Source organism: Grimontia marina (assembly GCF_900060185.1).
Lineage (GTDB): Bacteria > Pseudomonadota > Gammaproteobacteria > Enterobacterales > Vibrionaceae > Enterovibrio > Enterovibrio marinus.
In genome coordinates, this window is record NZ_FIZY01000018.1 from 73,868 (window position 1) to 91,892 (window position 18,025).

Sequence of the window (18,025 nt, forward strand, 5' to 3'; positions counted from 1 at the left end):
ACATGGAAACATGGAGCGTATTGCTGGTCGATGACCACCCTCTGATGAGAAAGGGTCTTTCACAGCTACTGAAATTTGAACCGGAATTTTCTGCTATTTCGGAAGCAAGCAATGGCGCAGACGCGATTGCCGAAGTCCTACGCAATGAACCAGATCTTGTTATTCTCGATCTCAACATGAAAGGTCTCTCTGGTCTCGATACGCTGAAAGCGCTGAGGAACGACGGTTGTACTTCTATCATCGTTATTCTCACGGTTTCTGATAGCCCCAGCGATATTCACGCCATTGTGCAGGCCGGCGCAGATGGTTACCTTCTCAAAGACGCTGAGCCGGAAGAGTTGGTCGATCAGCTAAAACTCGCCATGACCGGCGAAAAAGCTTACAGCGACCAAGTTCGTCAATTTCTCAACCAGAGTCGTGATCAGACTTCACCACTCAGCGTACTGACTGAACGCGAGATGCAAATCCTTCATCAGGTAGCAAAAGGGCTCAGGAACAAGCAAATAGCGGAAACTTTGTATATCTCAGAAGCGACAGTCAAAGTGCACCTGAAGAACCTTTTGAAGAAGTTGGGGGTGGAATCCCGCGTTGCTGCCACCGTGTTGTATCTGGAAAACGAACCTGGCATCTGACATTGCAAGAAAAAAGGGCGGCCACAAGGCCGCCCTTTCCGTTTAACCGCACAACTTAGAACAGATCGTTACCGTTAAGGGTTACTGTCTCTGCATCTGTCCAGATAGTGATGGTACGATCCAGATAATCATGCTCGAACACGTACGCATTCAACTCACCAACCTGGGTATCGGTCAGGCCCATCAAGCTGATCATCTCTGCTGAAATCGGCGCGTTCACTGTACCGTCTTCAACGAAGTTCCAAGGAACACCAGATACGTCGAAAACGTCATCACCAGCGCCCAAGTGAGCAATGAAGCCGTCCCAATCGTCCGGTGTGCCCAAGTCTTCGCCAGCTGGTACGTCAGACTGCGCCTCGATAGCATTTGGATTGATAGTCAGGATTTGGTTACCTTCGTCACCTATCACTGCTTCAATCTGCGCCATCACGTTGCCGGTAACGCTTGAATCTGACTGATAAGCCACACCCGTGAAGTCCACAATGGCATCGCCGTTGACCAGCATGGTATCGAAGCCGGTATCACCGTAGTACATGTGCTGGTTGATCACTTCACCATTGGCAGTAGTGGTCAAACCAACAAAGTCGTCCTGACCGAAGATGAGCAAATCATCACCGTTGCTACCACGATAAGAGTCAACACCTTCACCACCATCGATAGTGACGTCGTTACCTGGACCACCGTGCAGGAGGTCATCACCCGCACCGCCCAACAGCGTATCTTTGCCCAAACCACCAAACAGTTGGTCGTTACCTTCACCACCTTCAATCACGTCGTCGCCTTCGCCACCGTAAAGAAGGTCATCACCAACGCCACCCATGATGTGGTCGTCGTCGTCACCACCAAAAATCGTGTCGTTACCTTCACCACCGTAGATGGTGTCAGCGTCACTCTCTTCAATAACTTGAGTCGCGTTAACTTTCATGACCACGTCATTGTAGTCTTTGTCGCCCAGACACCACAGATCTTCCCAGCAAGAGTTCTCGCCAGAGTTGATTTCATGATCCTGACGGTCGCCGTTTTTACCTTGTTCAGACACATAGCCGCCGGCAGACAGACTACCCTGACCAAAGACTGGGCTACCGCTAGCAAAACTCAGTGTTACTTCACCTTCGTTAAACCCTTTGGTGTCGCCATCCGGGATGATGAACAGACCAAGACGATCTGCGCCTTCCACGTCGATAACCGCTTGCGCTTCGTTATCCAGCTTGGCGTTATCCGCCATAATCACCGCTTTCAGCACGTTGCCATTTTCATCCAACACGTAGTAACCCACACTGTTGTTGTATGACGCGCTTGAAGTGATGCTGGACAGATCCAGCGTGACAGCGTCACCATTACTGATATCCCAGTAGCCATCTTGGCCACGATCCAGCTCAATGGTTTGATGGCCATAAGTACCGCCGTAGATAACGTCATCACCTTCGCCACCGTAGATAACATCGTCGCCCCACTGGCCGTAGATGGTGTCGTTACCAGCACCGCCGTCAATGTAATCTTCATCGTTAGAAACCTGAGTGGTGTCTTCTGAGATGCTGTTGTAATCGATGTAGCTGATGTTGCAGTAAGAGTTCGGCACCAGAGACAGGTCAGTCATGTCTGTGATAGCTGGACCGCTCAATTGCAGCAGCAGGTTGCCATTTTCGTTCAGGTTGTTGTAGTGGTGGCCGTTACCATCCAAGTCCACATCCAGGATAGCGAACTGGTAAATGTTGCCTTCAGAATCACAGTACTGCAGGGTGTAATCCAGATTGACCGCATAGGTATTACCGTCAATGGTTACGGTCTGAGATTTGTCATCAGAGTACTCATTGCAGTAATCATCGCCATTCAGGTAACCATCATCATCCTGGAAAGTGACTTTCGTTGAACCACCGTCGAAAGACAGCTTTGGTGGGAAACAGAAAGTATGGAACTCACCACCATTCGGCATGGTGAAATCAGCACCCATCTGGAAAACATTGACGCATGGGTCATCGCTGAAGTTTGGTGCCGCTGTGTTTCCGTAGATGATGTCATCACCATCACCGCCGTAAATCTCGTCCTGGCCGTTATCACCTTCGATGTAGTCATTACCGCCTTGGCCATAAACGGTGTCATCGCCATTACCCGCAGTGATAACGTCATCACCACCAACGCTTGGATCGACAGTTTCTGGAGAAGTGAAAGAAGAGTAATCCAGGCTGCTGATGTTTTGGTAAGAGTTAGGTACCAAAGTAAGATCAGTAGACGAAGTGATTTCTGGGCCATCGGTTTGAATCAGGATCTTGCCGTTTTCACCAACGTTGTTGTAGTGATTACCAGAATTGTCCGCATCGATATCAACCACTGCGAAGGTATAGATGTTGCCTGCAGAATCACAATATTGGAGTTGGTAGTCGACGTTAACGTTGAACTCTTGGCCACCAATTTCTACCGACTGGGTTGAATCATCTGAATACTCATTACAGTTGTCATCGCCGTTCAATTTTCCGTCGTCATCATTAAATGTCGCGGTTGTCGTTGAACCAGAGAAATTGAGTGTTGGTGGAAAGTTAAACGTGTGAAACTCACCGCTGGATGCAGAAAAATCCGCTCCCATGACAAAAACAGCACCAACATAACCCGTACCCGTTGAATCACCCACATCACCGTAGATAACGTCGTTGCCGTCTCTACCTTCGATGTAATCATCTCCAAGTGTGCCGTTGATGGTGTCTGCGTTATTTGTTCCGATAAAATCCGACATTGTCTGTCCCTCTTTTAGCTAACCAAGCTTAGAGGCGGTCCAGCCATCTCAGTACCACCATAAACCTGAGACCCGTAACTTTCCGTCCCTGTTTCACAACAGGTTTGGCTTTAACTCCGGTTAGTTGTCCTATTGATGAATCTTAAATGATGGGAGCCTATAGCTCGTAAAGCATTGGTACCGCTGTTTCAACGCGATATCAGGGTGGCGGAATGAAGACTCTACGGCAATAGAGTGATGTGCAATTAGTCTTAATATAAGGCTACTGGTAGGAACGGCCTTAGCCGACTTTTAGAAAAGACTCAAAAGGCATTAGAGCTGCACTGGCCATGATGCAATACTCTTGTGTGATATTGGTATTAAACCGTACGAAGTATGTGACGTTTTTAATGTCCTACTTGGGGGAGTAGACAGAAAGCCACCAACCGATGGCTTTTTAAGAAACACTATATGATGACTACATATTACGCTGTAACAACAGACTTCTCTGTCAAACTTGCGTCAGAATCCTGTTTGTTTTCCTCCGCACCATGCATCCAGTCTACCAGCTTGCTTGAACATAGAACCAGGAGCAGACCAGCAACCGCAGAAGTTACCGCAATACCACCGAAAATTGCCAACGGGCCGGCATCACCAACATGGCTACCGATGAAGCCAGCTACATAATTAGCAACCGCGTTAGCACAGAACCAAGTACCCATCATCACTGACATCAGACGAAGCGGTGCCAGCTTAGTGATTAGGGAAAGACCGATTGGAGACAAACACAGTTCACCCAGTGTATGGAAGAAATACGCCCCCACCAGCCACCACATTGAAGCTTTCACAGACATGTCACCGCCCTGCTGCATCGCTGCACCCACCATGCAGACAAAGCCGAGAGACAAGAATCCCATTGCCACGGCGAATTTTATCGGAGAGTTTGGTTCATTTGCACCTAGACGACGCCAGAGAACTGCCAACAATGGTGCAAGAATAATGATGAACATTGGGTTAAGAGACTGGAACCAGGCCGCAGGTACTTCGAAGCCTCCCAGCATACGGTTGGTGTATTCCTGAGAGTAAATGTTCATCAGGCCACCTGCTTGCTCGAAGCCAGCCCAGAAGATGATAACAAAGAGGCTCATCACCACGATCACTTTCAAGCGGTCACGCTCAACTTTAGTCAGCGGTTGTTTGCCATTATCGCCACTTTTGTTCATATGTGCTTTCGCTGCTGGTTCAATACCAATATTTCCAAGAAGACGATTCGCAAATAACAACTGAATGACCAGCGACATCAACATGCCCACACCAGCACACAAGAACCCTGCTTTCCATCCGAAATGCATAGAAGCGGTACCTGCAATGATGCCTGCCAGCAATGAGCCCAAGTTGATACCCATGTAGAAAATGGTGAAAGCACCGTCACGGCGGTTATCACCCTCGTTGTAGAGGCGCCCCACCATAGTTGAAATATTTGGCTTAAACAGTCCATTACCGATAATAAGAAATGCCAAACCCACATAGAATGCTTGAAGTTCAAACGGATCGGTTACGCTGTTTGGTAACGCCAGCGTAAACTGGCCAACCGCCATCAGAGCACCACCGACGATGATTGAACGTCTTTGACCAACGAAATTATCTGCAATCCAACCACCAATTACTGGTGTCAGATAGACAAGTCCGGTGTATATACCGTAGAGGTTCAACGCGTCTTGTGTCGTCCATCCAAGACCGCCGTTAATCGTTTTATCAGTGAGGTAAAGTACCAGGATGGCGCGCATCGCGTAGAAGGAGAAGCGTTCCCATAACTCTGTGCCACAGAGGAGGAACAAACCGCGAGGATGACCCAGCCATTCAGACTGTCTGCTTGCATTCATTGTGTGTTTACCGCCTTTATGATTATTAAAGCGGGAGTTTCTAGGTCCTCCTTTTCCTTTCAAACTCCGCCACAGGCGGTACACATTGCACCAAATTGATCAATGTCGCAAATATTATGTATATATATTTATATGCATCATACTTAACTTGATCTAAATCAATCCCAGTTAAGATAGAAAAAGCGGGAGATCCTGTTGGATCAGCCGCCTTTTTACTTAATTGGTCGTATTTATATCCAAGCCACAACACTATGCTGTAACGGGTGTATCTGGCGCCACTTTCTGGCGACGACACAGTAGCAAACCAAGCCCCGAAACTACGGCCATTGCCAGCAAAATTGCGCCCAGAGAGAACTGATCGTTCACATTCATCTGAGCGGCCAATAGCGTAAATACACCCGCAGCCATGTTTTGCACGCCTCCCATGACAGCACCCGCGGTGCCCGCATGGCGTGGGAAGGGTGAAATAGCACCAGTTGTTGCAGCTGGGAACAATAAGCCCGCGCCCATGAAGTAAACAAATGCTCCACCAATCAGGGTTTCTACGGTAACGGTGGCAAAATAGCCCGGAATTACCACAGTCAACGCTCCCATGAACAGAATGACTGACCCCACTAATAGCGATTTACCTGAAGACAGCCGCTGTTCAATCACACTAGAAAGCCATGAACCCGCCATAAAGCCTGGCAGTGGCAGCACAAACAATAGGCTAACTTTCGTAGCACTAAGACCTAATGTACTTCCCAGCAATACACCCGCTGCAGCTTCAAACACTGAAATACCGGAGAAAACAGCAATCAGGCAAATCAGGTAACCTTGGAACTGTCGGTTACTCATCACATGGTGATAGCTTTTCAGCACCGAGTCCTTACGGCGAGCGTCCGCTGGCAGCGTTTCCTTAAAGTAGAGTGACATAACCAGATAAACCACAACAGCCAAAGCAAACAGAAATGCGTAGCTTGCTTGCCAACTGAAATACGAGCTAAGCAATCCGCCAATCACAGGTGCCATCAACGGTGAAAAAATCAGGCCAATGCTAATCAGGCTGTTCGCTTTGTGCAGGCGGCTTCCATCGAAACAGTCACGGGTCAATGTGCGCGCCATCGCGCCACCACATCCAATACCCGCGCCCTGAATAACGCTGCCCAACAAGAAAATGCTAAAGCTGCCTGCCGTCAGAGTGACAATCGTACCAGCAATATAGATCGCCAAACCCACCAGAATAACGGGCTTACGGCCAAAGCGATCAGACAGGGGACCATAGATAAACTGGGAAAGTCCATAAGGGATAAGGTAGCACGCCATAACAGCTTGAAGCCAAGCTGGGGGCACAGCAAAACTTTCAGCCATCATTGCCATTGAAGGCACATACATGGTTTGTGTCATCTGACCTACAGCGGCCAAGATGATAATCATGAGTAAAATTTTGGATAAAGGCGTTGCCGAAGACACAACCTGCACTCCCGAAAGCAAATAATCGTTAAGAATCTTTTATGTGAGGGAGCGAACAAGAAAAAAGATATCTAATGCTAAGAATGCCACTGCCCCTTATTTTTCGGAGAGTTTAGTAGTGAGGTGAGGTTCTAACAACTAATAAAACGTGATTTACGCACGATAAGAAATCATAGAAAGGATTAGTTATTCTAATGTAACACTACAGCTATTGATTTGCCTGAGTATTCGTTAACCCAGAATAAAAATGAGAACGGACAATAAAGATCAAAAAAGCAGCGACTGAACGCTGCTTTTTGGTATTGACTCTGGTCGAGCTTAATCGATCGTCAATTTGTGCTTGCCGTGTGATACCTTCGCCTTCAGGTACATCTCATTTCCCTCTTTGACGTGGGCCTGAGTCCCAACAACACCCTCCAACTTGATACCGTGGTCCTGAATCTCACGAACCTTCTTTGGATTGTTGGTGATAAGGCGAATCGCATTCACATCTAGTGCTTTCAACATGTCTGCAGCGTCTTCAAACGTGCGTAAGTCATCCGGAAAACCTAGGTGATTGTTTGCTTCGTAAGTATTCATCCCTTCGCTCTGAAGCCTGTAAGCATCCAGTTTGTTGTATAGGCCGATACCACGGCCTTCCTGACGAAGATAGAGAATAATCCCACCCTCTTCGCCCATTTTCTGGATGGTTTCTTCGAGTTGTTCGCCACAATCGCAGCGTGAGGAATGGAATACATCGCCTGTGAGGCATTCTGAATGCATTCTGACCAGTGGAGCTCCTTGCTTCTGATCTGCACATTTGAAGATAATAGCGACGTGCTCTTTTTCCGAGCCCAAACCTTCGAACGAAAGTATTTCTGCAGGAATTTTACTCCCTACACCCACCTTCAATGGGACTCTTGCTCTAATTTTTGCCATCGACTGCAATTCTCTTTTTAATTCGGGGATACCGAATTTTACTGCCCTGTATATCCGGATTGAGCCGCTAAGTGTCTGAGCGCCGGATACATATCAACACCGTCTCTATGAAATTGTTATAATATAACATTTCTACTGTCGTGGCGGGCAATCGTAACAGAACTCTGATAACACTGCCAACCCATCAACGGAGGCGACGAATCACGGCTGCTGGGTTTCCGGACACAACGGAGAAGGGCTCGATATCACCCTCCACCACAGAACCCGCTTCGATAACGACTCCTTCGCCTATCGAAACACCCGCTTTGATAACACTGTTGCCACCAATAACGACGTTGTTGCCAATAATTATAGGCAAAGAAATCTCCATCTCACCATCACGTACTTCCAAAGGCAGCAGGCCTTGTATAATCGTGTAGATCCCTACTCCCGGACCAATCAACACGTTATTGCCTATTTCTACGTGTCCACTGTCGATAATGGTGCAATTTGGTCCAAACGCGACGTTATTGCCCACATTGACGTTCATTCCGTAGGAGCAAGTGAAAGGCGCTTCAACCACAACGCCTTTTCCCCGAATCGCAAACAGTTTGGTAATGAGCATTTCATGGGCATCAACATCCGCGGGGTCAATCGTATTGAACTGTTGGCAAAGCCTCCTCGAGGCATAACGGAACTGGGTAAGCTCAGGATCAACAGGGCTGTATGGCATCCCGTGCTGCATTTTTTCAAATTCGGTCAATCTTTCTTCCTTGAAAGTACAGTAGTTTTTATAAGTTAGCGCGTTACCGTCGAAACTTCACTGAGCATTGCCGCATATTCATCAACAAATAGACGGCCGGTTACCAGGCCATCCTGATAGTCGTGTTCAAGCTGGAAGGGCTTACTAAGCAGTGCACTGCTCGATAGTGGCTGTTTAGGAGCCAGTTGAATGAGCTCTGTCCGTACCGGCGGATGAGACATAAACTCAATGGCATCTTGGTAAGTCTGAAAGTGCCTAGTCAGCATCTCTAACATGTCCGCATTAAGTTTTTGCCCGGTCAAAGCATGAAGACGATAGATAGAATCGCCGCCAAACAACCAACGGCCCCCGTTCTGATTTTTCTGATGTATCATCTCTCTGAATTTCTGCCACAGAGGCTCAGGCGCTTTATCTCGGTAACGCTCCCTGATCCCTTCCAATCGGTGCGCAAGCTGGTGATGGAACTCTGATAGCTTTTCAATACGATCTTCTATATTGAGCCGTGCCAGGTAGTCTGGAAGTCTTTTTTCCATGCGCCCACGGAAATTCTCAGTAAGTACCGCGCTCATCAGCGTTTTATCTACCGCAACAGGTTCTGTGCGAATGACCACAATGATATCAGCACCCCGGTTGAAAGCTTCTCTAGCAGGTATTGCTCCTGTTACTCCACCATCAACATAAAATTGATCTGCAATACGAATCGCCTTGGGATAAAGCATAGGGATCGCACAAGTTGCCTTCATTACATTCAACCAGTCATCTTCAAACATACGGAAGAAGTTTGGCTCCAGTGTGTGACTATTTGTTGCACAAGCGTAGGCTGTGCGGTTTACGAGGGTGTCACGTGCGTTTTCAACGCGCAGCCCTTCTGGGTGATCTGGACACGCCGTTTCAAGCGCCCAGTCCAAATCCATAAACTGCTGACGACGCACATATTTCATAAGATTGAAGAAGCGATCTTGGGTTGTGTATTGGGTGATGAAATGATGACCAAAACCACGCTGGCGAGTGATGTATGAAGCGAGATTCAGCGCACCAGCAGAAGTGCCGATGTAGAGTTCAAAAGGATCAAAGCCAGCATCAAGAAAGCTATCTAATACGCCGGAAGTGAAAACGCCACGTTGCCCACCACCCTGAGCAACAAGAGCAATACGTTTTTTTCGTCCTTTAGTTTGGGTTGGAATAGGAGTTGCCGAAACACTTTTGGACGGAAAAGACGCTGTAAGATCAGTGTCTTTTGGGCTCTGCACAAGCACCTCTCGGTGTAATCAATGAGTTCGCGCTATTTTAGGCTTACTCACTCGTACAGAGCCAATACTTTTATACAAATTGAGCGCTAAGAAAAGACAATCGCCACAGTAGCAAAAGTCAGGATCCCGCTAAGTGCGCAGCAAGCGGTGAATAGTGCGATTTTTAAGTTAGTGTCCATTTTTCTGCTCCTTGCAGTAACACTCACATTACATATTCATAATGTATAGAAGTTACCACCGCAAGCCTCAATATTCAGTTCCCAATCTAAGATCGTTTCGGCGAAGAATCAAATATTTCATTTTGTGACGAAAAGCAAACAACCTACATATCAATCGTTAGCAGAATCTTATCCTGAAGAAAAAGTATGTTCGCGAAAAACTTTGTCACAACTTGCAAGCACAAAAAATCATGAATAGACATGTATTGATCCAGTGATATTGACTACTTTTATTGTTAGTTGTATGGATCTTGGCTTTTTTAATTTATTAACATTTTATTAACTATAATTTTCCTTACGGGAATAAATTAACGTTATGTTTTTATGCATTTTTTATACACCTCAAAATGACTATAAATCTGTACTATTTGGTCTTGATAATTGCCTATCTATCAAATTTTAGGCTACGAATAGATATTTTTTCTTACACTTATATTGGTTATTCAAACTTACACGCACTTTTGTTCACTTTTCACTCAAACGAACAGAAAAAGGACTTCACAACTTTCTGCTAACAGATAAGTTATCAATAGACCAATACACTGGTAATAGTTTATTTACAATCAGAAACACACCGTCAACAGCAAAATATGCGGAATCATCGCAATAGATACAGCATGAAAATAAGAGATTTGCGCTATTGATTTAGATATTACCAATGCTTAATCTGCCATTAACCTCACAGGCAGAAGATTATTTTGCTTAAGTGACGGGAAAAATTCCAAACACAACATGGTTGAATTAGCACCTGCACCACGCGCTTCCAGAACAGCAACAAATACACTCAATTCTGTTCACTTAGATAGCCGCTGATAATACAGCGAAGACTACAATTTGTTGTCTACGCATAAAAAAGGCGTGTGCAATCAACAACAAGGAGAAGTTATGACTAGAGAAGTATGGGGCTCTCGCGCAGGATTTATCCTGGCGGCAGTGGGCTCCGCAATCGGCTTGGGGAACATCTGGCGTTTCCCGTATATGGCTTACGAAAACGGCGGCGGCGCATTTTTTGTTCCTTATCTTTTCGCCATGCTTACTGCAGGTATCCCATTTATGATCATGGAGTTTGGTCTTGGCCATAAACTTCGTGGTTCTGCGCCGGTTGTCTTTTCAAAACTGAATACTAAGTTCGAATGGCTAGGCTGGTTCCAGGTCGGTATCGCTGCTGTTATCGCGGTTTACTACGTGGCAGTTATCGGCTGGGCAATGTCTTATGTCGGCTTTGCATTTGACCAAAGCTGGGGGACAGACACCAATGCCTTCTTCTTCAGCGAATACCTGAAACTCGGGGAGAATTCGCCAAGTAATCTGGGCAGTTGGCAGCTCCACATTGCAATTCCGATGGCCATTGCATGGGCTATCACTTTTGCTGCTGTATTTACGGGCGTAAAAGGCGGTATCGAGCGCGCAAACAAGATCTTGATGCCTGTACTCTTCATCATGGTTCTGTTGTTGATTGCACGTGTTGCATTCCTGCCAGGTGCGGTAGAAGGTTTGAACTACCTGTTCACGCCTGACTTCAGCAAACTGACTGACGCGAAAGTTTGGTCTGCAGCTTACGGACAGATCTTCTTCACTCTTTCTGTTGGCTTCGCCATCATGCTGGCTTACTCGAGCTACCTACCGAAGAAGTCTGACGTCACGAACAATGCGTTCATGACCGTTCTAATCAACTGTGGTTTCTCGATTCTGGCCGGTGTACTTATCTTCTCTATCCTGGGCTATATGGCACAAGAGCAAGGTAAAGCAGTAACGGAAGTGGTTGGCGGCGGTGTTGGTCTGGCGTTTATCACCCTTCCTCAGGCGATTAACTTGCTTCCAGCACCATACATTATTGGCCCACTGCTATTCTTGGCACTGGTTGTCGCCGGTCTGAGCTCGCACATCTCAATCATTGAGGCCGTAACTTCAGCCATCATCGACAAACTAAACATCAGCCGTAAAGCAGCAGCCTCTGTAGTTTGTGGTACCGGCTTCGCAGTTTCTATGGCGTTTGCAACCAACGGCGGTCTGTTGCTGCTCGATTTGGTTGACTACTTCATGAACAATGTTGCCTTGCTGGCGAGCTGCTTGATTGAACTAGTTATCTTAGGTTGGTTGATCAAAGTGTCTGACATCCGTGACCACGTAAACAAGGTTTCTGAGTTCTCTGTCGGTGCATGGCTAGATGTGTGTGTACGTTTCGTTAGCCCACTGATGCTGGCTTGGATCGTCGGTACCAACCTGGTTAACACATTCAAAGAAGGTTATGGCGGTTACGAGCAAAGCGACCTGCTGATGCTGGGCTGGGGCCTGACTGCAGCACTGGCTATTGTAGGTATCATCGTCAACATCGTGTCGCGTCCTGCTAAGGATTCAGCGGAGAACGATGCACAGGAGACAAACGTATGACAACAAGTGCAATCATTATGATGCTGATTGGTTTCGGCATTACCTGGGGCGGCGCAGCTTATTGCATCAGCCGTGCAATGAAGGCGGATAAGTAATCCGAACCCAGAAAGACATGAACCCCGGCAAATACCGGGGTTCTTTTTTGTTCATTTAACCATTTGTTTGATCCCATGCACCCTATTTGGTCAACATGCGCTAGAAAGAGGACTTATTCTCTTAGATAATAAAAAGCTGTTTAACTAGTTGTAGAAGTATCAGGGGAAGGCCTTTCATGGTTAATCAGAAGCGGATTCTGGTGGTGGATGACGATTTAGAAATCCGCGAGCTGCTTCAAGAATATCTGTCTAAAGCCGGATATGATGTGACAACCGCGCAAAACGGACAGGAAATGAAAGCCAAGCTGGCTGTTCAGTACCCTGACCTTATTCTCCTTGACATTATGCTCCCTGGCGATGATGGGTTCACCTTATGTAAGTACGTTCGTCAAGATTCAAGCGTACCCATCATTATGCTGACCGCCGTATCAGACGAAACAGACCAAATCATCGGTTTGGAACTGGGTGCAGACGACTACATCGCAAAACCTTTCAGCCCACGCCAATTGGTCGCCCGTATCCGTGCCCTGCTCCGCAGAACGCAACAGTTGCAGGAAACTACCATGTCCAAGCCGAAAGGCATTCGATTTGCACAATGGCGTCTGGACCCCGTGACCCAACGTTTAAACCATCAGGTCACCGGCCAAGAAGTAGAAATGACTTCCGCTGACTTTGCTCTTTTAATGATGTTTATTGAAAATCCAAACACGCTGATGGACAGAAACGCAATTTCCAACGCAACACGCGGCCGCGATGCTCAACCACAAGAACGTGGTATTGATGTTCAAGTCAGCCGCTTACGGCAACGATTAAAAGATAATGGCCGCCAATCTACCATCATCAAAACCGTTCGTGGCAACGGCTACATGTTTGTCGCAGACATTACCTATGAGTCTTGATTTAAAATCCTATTTCTGGCCCCGCTCACTGCTTACCCGGACGCTGCTACTCACAGTACTGTCAGTGATCCTCGCACAGAGCGTCGCGAGCTTTTTCTGGTATGCGCAGTCCAAAGAGCGTGAAGTTGAAGGTTTGAAATCAGCATCTGAAAGCATGGCGCAGATGTTTGCTTCCACCACCACTTTCTTCCAGTCACTCCCCCTCGAATACCGTCATATCGCCCTAGACCAACTCCGCAATATGGGTGGTGCGCGATTCTTCGTATCGTTTAACACTGAGGAAATCCACATTACGCCAATCCCGGAGACCCGTTCAAAGCTCGAAGCGATAGGCACCATCGAAAACGTACTAAAAAAAGAACTACCTAACGTTGACCAAATCAAAGTGGACTTCTCGCGTCCTGAAACACTGCGAGTGCTCAACAACAGCTTGTTGCTGTCTGACCTCCCGAAATCCTGGGCACACCACACTCTCAGTCTGGAACCATTAAACCCACCGATCCTGGTAGTACAAATTGAGCTAACTGAAGGGCAATGGGTATACATCGCAGCTATTCTGCCTGCTCCATACGTGACGTTGGAAAACGACTTGATTAACGCAGACCAAATCGTTTTCCTGTTCGCGATCACTACCCTGCTGTTGGTCTTCACCTTCACGTTGATCCGCAACCAAACACGCCCGTTAAAAAGACTCGCACAGGCAGCAAATCGCTTGAGTACAGACATCGAACAACCAGAACTGGTTGAAGAAGGTGCCAGCGAGATCACGACAGTGACCCGTGCTTTTAACCTGATGCAGAAACGACTGCAACGCTATATGCACGACAGGGAAAAGCTGTTTGGTTCTATCTCGCACGATTTGAAAACGCCGATCACTCGCTTACGCCTTCGTGCAGAGTTGATTGATGATGAAGTTCAGGCGACCAAAATTAACAAAGACCTCGATGAACTCGAGATCTTGGTGAAAGGGGCACTTCAAACCGTAAAAGATACAGATATCCACGAGAATGTGACGGCGCTGGATGTGCTTCAAATACTGAGTAGTATCGCTGAAGTCCACAACCAGCAGCGCATGCGGGTGAACATTACCGGAGAGCAGTTACGCCCATTCTATTGCAAACCTCTCGCATTCAAACGCTGCCTGACCAACCTCATCGACAACGGTGTGAAATACGGTGATGAGGTCATGGTGTATGTCCATGATGGCGAAAAATCACTGGATATCACCCTGATGGACAAAGGCCCTGGCATCCCAGATGAGTTCCTGAAAAAAGTGTTCGACCCTTATTTCCGCTTACATACAGATTTGCACGGTACCGGCCTAGGTTTTGGTATCGCAAAAAATATCATTCGCGCACATGGTGGTGAAATCATTCTTTCCAACCGCAAGGAAGGCGGTCTGCAAATCGACATCGCTTTCCCCAGGACCTGAATTATGAAGAGAATCTCATCGCTGTTTCTGGCATTAAGCCTTTCCTTGCCAGCTTTGGCGCACGACCACAACAACGTTGAGGTACTGCATTGGTGGACAAGTGGTGGCGAAGCTCGCTCAGTTGATACTTTGAAAGAACTCATGAAGCACGAAGGCCACGTATGGAAAGACTTTGCTGTCGCTGGCCGAGCGGGGGAAAGTGCCATCAATACCCTTCGGATACGTGCCCTTTCAGGTAACCCTCCTGATGCAGCCCAAATAAAAGGTCCTGAAATCCAGGAATGGGGAAAGCTGGGATTTCTTGCCAGCTTAGATGACGTAGCCAAACAACAACACTGGAACGAACTGGTACCTCGCCGCGTCAGTGATTACTTGAAAGTGGATGATCATTACGTGGCAGTGCCATTTAACATTCACCGCGTAAACTGGTTATGGGCGAACACAGATGTCTTAAACAAGGTTGGTGTTCAACCACCACAAACACTCGACGACTTCTTTGCTGTTGCCGAGAACATAAAAGCTGCTGGCTACATTCCACTTGCATTAGGTAATGAGCCTTGGCAAGAAACCACGCTGTTTGAACTGATAGCACTGTCAGTGATGGGTACTGAAGCGTTCCATCAAGCCTTTATTGAGCAAGACAGTAATGCATTGACGAGTGAAAAAATGCGCGAAACTCTGAAGGTTTTCCGCAGAATGAAGCAATACACGGATGCAGATGCTCCAGGGCGGAACTGGAGCGATACAACGTCTTTGGTGATCAATGGCAAAGCCGCTATGCAGATGATGGGGGACTGGGCAAAAGGCGAATTCCTCGCAGCAGGAAAAGAAGCAGGAAAGGACTTCCTTTGTATAACAGCCCCCGGAACAGCTAACCAGTTTTCTTTCAACATTGACAGCTTCGTATTCTTCAAAAATGGCGCCTCACAAACAACAGAGTCACAAAAGATGCTGGCTAAACTGATACTTGAACCGGACTTCCAACGCGAATTTAACCTCAGTAAAGGCTCTATACCGGTCCGTGTGGATATCGACATGGAAGGTTTTGATGCCTGCGCGAAAGATTCTATGCAGGCGTTTCTGCGCGCTGCTGCGACAGACAACCTGGTTGCAAGTTTGTCCCACAATATGGCCATTGGCCGAGCATCCCAGTTTGCGCTATTCGATGTGATCAGTCGTTTCTTTAATGACGATAACGTTGATATCGACGAGACCATGCGACATATTCGAGCCGCAGTGCTCGCTGATAAACTCTAATTGTGACTCTATTGCGCCCTTAACTATCTGGGCGCAACTCCCCAATCTGTTGATTCGAGCGTCTCGCTCACAATTCGCATTTTCGACATCGGAAATTAATAATCCTGTCAATTCAATTGTCTATTCTTCATAACGCTTTGTAAGTTGGCGGGAAATCACACATTTTATTTTCGCTTGAAGACACGCAATCTCCGTAGCGCTATAACAAAACCGTAACATTTCGCTCATGTGCTCCACCCTCCCGCTCGAACGAGCGATCTCACTTTCGAAATAGAAAGCCGTTCTGGCATAAAAAAGTTCGTCAGACAAGGAGTAAACCATGAAGCTAGGTCAATTAGCTGCACTCACCTCTGTATCACTGCTGCTGGCATCCCCATCTTACGCTGCAACAGAAATCGAATGGTGGCATGCAATGGGAGGTAATCTCGGTGAAAAGGTCAACGAGATTGCAGATAAGTTTAATGCGAGCCAAAGTGAGTACGTTGCAAAACCGGTTTATAAAGGCAATTAGACAGAAACAATGACTGGCGCTGTCGCCGCTTTACGTGCGAAACAGCAACCGGAGATAGTCCAGGTTAATGGTGACTCAATTGCAAACTCCAACCTTTCCGATAAAGAGCTTTTCATTGGTCTTCGGCCTGAGCACCTGCAAATTGCAGAAAACCCAAAAGACAAACAACTCACCATGAAGGTGACACTGACAGAGTCTTTAGGTGCCGATCTACTGGTGTACGGTACACTCTCCGACTCAAACCAACAAATGACACTTCGCGTTGAAGGTCATGTGGTGGTTGAAGATGGCGCATCGTTACCTCTGACTATCGACACTAAAAACATTCACCTGTTCGATAGAGAAACTGAAAAACGCATCGAAAGCTAACCCCTCTATTTGTCACAATCTGAGCAACAGAGAGATCTCTCGCTTGGATTGTGACAATCCACTAATTCCAGAGAAAATTTTCGTTTTTATTCTTCGGTCGCTAACATTACCATTACGACTATAAAAAATATCTGTAGCGTCAATGCCAAAGAAAGAACGCCACAGAAACAACCTTCGACCAAAAGGATTTAAAAATGCGTCGTTCAGCCCTGATCCTCATTGCCACTTTGGTGCCTGGCATTTCGTTTGCGAAAGACATCGAACAACTGGACAAGCTCTGTGTTAGCCAGAAGTATCACAACTATGTGGATGCTTCGATCACTTGGTACGAAAATCTCGTAGACCTGACCATTAAGAAAGACCCTAAACTGGAAGGCGTTGCGGGTTGGTTCCTTGAAGGTCGCCGTAACCACTTCACGCTTAACGAAGAAGCGTTTGACTACTATCTGGAAAACGACCCAAGCAAACTTAACTTTGATGCCCCTGTGGAATCTTGGTTGAATTTGTCTCAAGAGGACGTAAAGACACTTAGTAGCTCACAAGGCGAACTCGCGGATGCAGCGAAGAAAGTATTCGAATTCCGTCAGGGTAAAGCACACGAAGGTAACTACGATCTTCGCTCTGCCCTCGCCTCTCTGCTCAGCCACCCTAAAGAAATCGATGTACCGTTGACTCAGTTCAACGATGCGATGTTGAAACTGGCCGAAACCAGCTGCGACAAGCAATAACAGCCTCGCGCCAAGCTTTACAAAAGCCACCTAAATGGTTAACACCGATCAGTTAAGGCATTGATCAGTTGAACGATCCTACAGATGGTTAACAATACCCTCAGTACACTAATTGCTGAGGGTATTTTTTATGTTGGCTCACTGGCTGATTGATGTCGATACGTTTGCTGCACCCGAATCAATGGCCCTCTTCCAAAAAGAACTCCCGCTCGAATGGATAGAGCAAGCCCTTGATTCGACCAACAAAGCCAGTATGAGACGGCGTAAGTTACCCGCCGAACTTGTCGTTTGGTTGATTGTCGGTATTGGCTTGTATCGGGATAAACCCATCACGGAAGTTTTAGATAAATTAGACCTCAAGCTTTCCAACCACTTAGGGGATTCTGTTGCACCAAGTGCTATCCCTCAAGCGAGAAAGCGCCTCACCGCCCAACCTTTGGAAGCGCTTTTTAAACTGACAGCAGCCCATTGGACCCAGCAGGAAGATAGCGATGACAAATGGTTTGGCCTAAGTTTACTTTCAGTCGACGGCACTCAGTTC

Annotated in this window: 16 protein-coding genes, 1 pseudogene and 1 riboswitch; of the genes and pseudogenes, 10 read left to right on the forward strand and 7 right to left on the reverse strand. The window is 47.0% G+C overall.

All coding sequences use genetic code 11. The features are described from left to right. Positions 1–2: 2 nt before the first annotated feature. The gene (locus tag GMA8713_RS11230) at positions 3–632 is read left to right on the forward strand and encodes a response regulator (RefSeq protein ID WP_062709397.1); all 630 of its coding nucleotides are present in this window, start codon (positions 3–5) and stop codon (positions 630–632) included. Between the two features lie 55 nt (positions 633–687). On the opposite strand, the gene GMA8713_RS11235 is transcribed toward GMA8713_RS11230, so the two are convergent. The 7 genes from GMA8713_RS11235 to cydH all read right to left on the reverse strand — a co-directional run bounded on the left by GMA8713_RS11235 (position 688) and on the right by cydH (position 9,763). Then, positions 688–3,360 carry a calcium-binding protein gene (locus tag GMA8713_RS11235; protein ID WP_062709400.1) on the reverse strand — a complete coding sequence of 891 codons (2,673 nt, stop codon included), beginning with the start codon at positions 3,358–3,360 and terminating at the stop codon, positions 688–690. Between the two features lie 30 nt (positions 3,361–3,390). Further along, positions 3,391–3,479, reverse strand: a riboswitch (cyclic di-GMP riboswitch). Positions 3,480–3,824: 345 nt separating this feature from the next. Further along, positions 3,825–5,222 (reverse strand): peptide MFS transporter, encoded by a 1,398-nt coding sequence (locus GMA8713_RS11240; RefSeq protein WP_062709403.1) that lies wholly within the window; start codon positions 5,220–5,222, stop codon positions 3,825–3,827. A gap of 249 nt (positions 5,223–5,471) precedes the next feature. After that, positions 5,472–6,674, reverse strand: a complete 1,203-nt coding sequence (gene emrD / locus GMA8713_RS11245) for a multidrug efflux MFS transporter EmrD (RefSeq protein WP_084387712.1) — start codon at positions 6,672–6,674, stop codon at positions 5,472–5,474. Between the two features lie 318 nt (positions 6,675–6,992). Beyond that, positions 6,993–7,592, reverse strand: coding sequence for a GTP cyclohydrolase II (locus GMA8713_RS11250; RefSeq protein WP_062709406.1), 600 nt, complete (start codon positions 7,590–7,592; stop codon positions 6,993–6,995). Between the two features lie 184 nt (positions 7,593–7,776). Beyond that, the gene (locus GMA8713_RS11255; protein ID WP_062709409.1) at positions 7,777–8,334 is read right to left on the reverse strand and encodes a sugar O-acetyltransferase; all 558 of its coding nucleotides are present in this window, start codon (positions 8,332–8,334) and stop codon (positions 7,777–7,779) included. Positions 8,335–8,369: 35 nt separating this feature from the next. After that, complete coding sequence (locus GMA8713_RS11260) at positions 8,370–9,584, reverse strand: patatin-like phospholipase family protein (protein WP_062709412.1); 1,215 nt, start codon at positions 9,582–9,584, stop codon at positions 8,370–8,372. An 86-nt stretch (positions 9,585–9,670) separates the two neighbouring features. Then, a complete protein-coding gene (gene cydH, locus GMA8713_RS27310; RefSeq protein ID WP_157515573.1) occupies positions 9,671–9,763 on the reverse strand; it encodes a cytochrome bd-I oxidase subunit CydH in 93 nt (30 codons plus the stop codon). A 924-nt stretch (positions 9,764–10,687) separates the two neighbouring features. On the opposite strand from cydH, the gene GMA8713_RS11265 reads away from it, so the two are divergent. The 9 genes and pseudogenes from GMA8713_RS11265 to GMA8713_RS11300 all read left to right on the forward strand — a co-directional run. Continuing rightward, a complete protein-coding gene (locus GMA8713_RS11265; protein WP_062709415.1) occupies positions 10,688–12,193 on the forward strand; it encodes a sodium-dependent transporter in 1,506 nt (501 codons plus the stop codon). Then, a complete protein-coding gene (locus GMA8713_RS27315) occupies positions 12,190–12,288 on the forward strand; it encodes a MetS family NSS transporter small subunit (protein WP_157515575.1) in 99 nt (32 codons plus the stop codon). The genes GMA8713_RS11265 and GMA8713_RS27315 overlap by 4 nt, the downstream gene beginning before the upstream one ends. Positions 12,289–12,464: 176 nt before the next feature. Further along, positions 12,465–13,187 carry a response regulator gene (locus GMA8713_RS11270; protein ID WP_062709418.1) on the forward strand — a complete coding sequence of 241 codons (723 nt, stop codon included), beginning with the start codon at positions 12,465–12,467 and terminating at the stop codon, positions 13,185–13,187. Then, complete coding sequence (locus GMA8713_RS11275) at positions 13,177–14,619, forward strand: ATP-binding protein (protein ID WP_062709421.1); 1,443 nt, start codon at positions 13,177–13,179, stop codon at positions 14,617–14,619. Before GMA8713_RS11270 ends, GMA8713_RS11275 begins: the two co-directional genes overlap by 11 nt. 3 nt (positions 14,620–14,622) lie before the next feature. Then, positions 14,623–15,876, forward strand: coding sequence for an ABC transporter substrate-binding protein (locus GMA8713_RS11280; protein ID WP_062709424.1), 1,254 nt, complete (start codon positions 14,623–14,625; stop codon positions 15,874–15,876). Between the two features lie 319 nt (positions 15,877–16,195). After that, positions 16,196–16,453 (forward strand): annotated as a pseudogene (locus GMA8713_RS27320) (sn-glycerol-3-phosphate ABC transporter substrate-binding protein UgpB); the annotation flags it as partial. Positions 16,454–16,501: 48 nt separating this feature from the next. Beyond that, positions 16,502–16,756 (forward strand): TOBE domain-containing protein, encoded by a 255-nt coding sequence (locus tag GMA8713_RS28085; protein WP_269747447.1) that lies wholly within the window; start codon positions 16,502–16,504, stop codon positions 16,754–16,756. Between the two features lie 194 nt (positions 16,757–16,950). After that, positions 16,951–17,484 (forward strand): hypothetical protein, encoded by a 534-nt coding sequence (locus GMA8713_RS11295; protein ID WP_062709432.1) that lies wholly within the window; start codon positions 16,951–16,953, stop codon positions 17,482–17,484. Positions 17,485–17,614: 130 nt separating this feature from the next. Then, positions 17,615–18,025, forward strand: a 411-nt coding sequence (locus GMA8713_RS11300) for a transposase domain-containing protein (RefSeq protein WP_198159441.1), incomplete at its 3' end; no start/stop codon positions are given.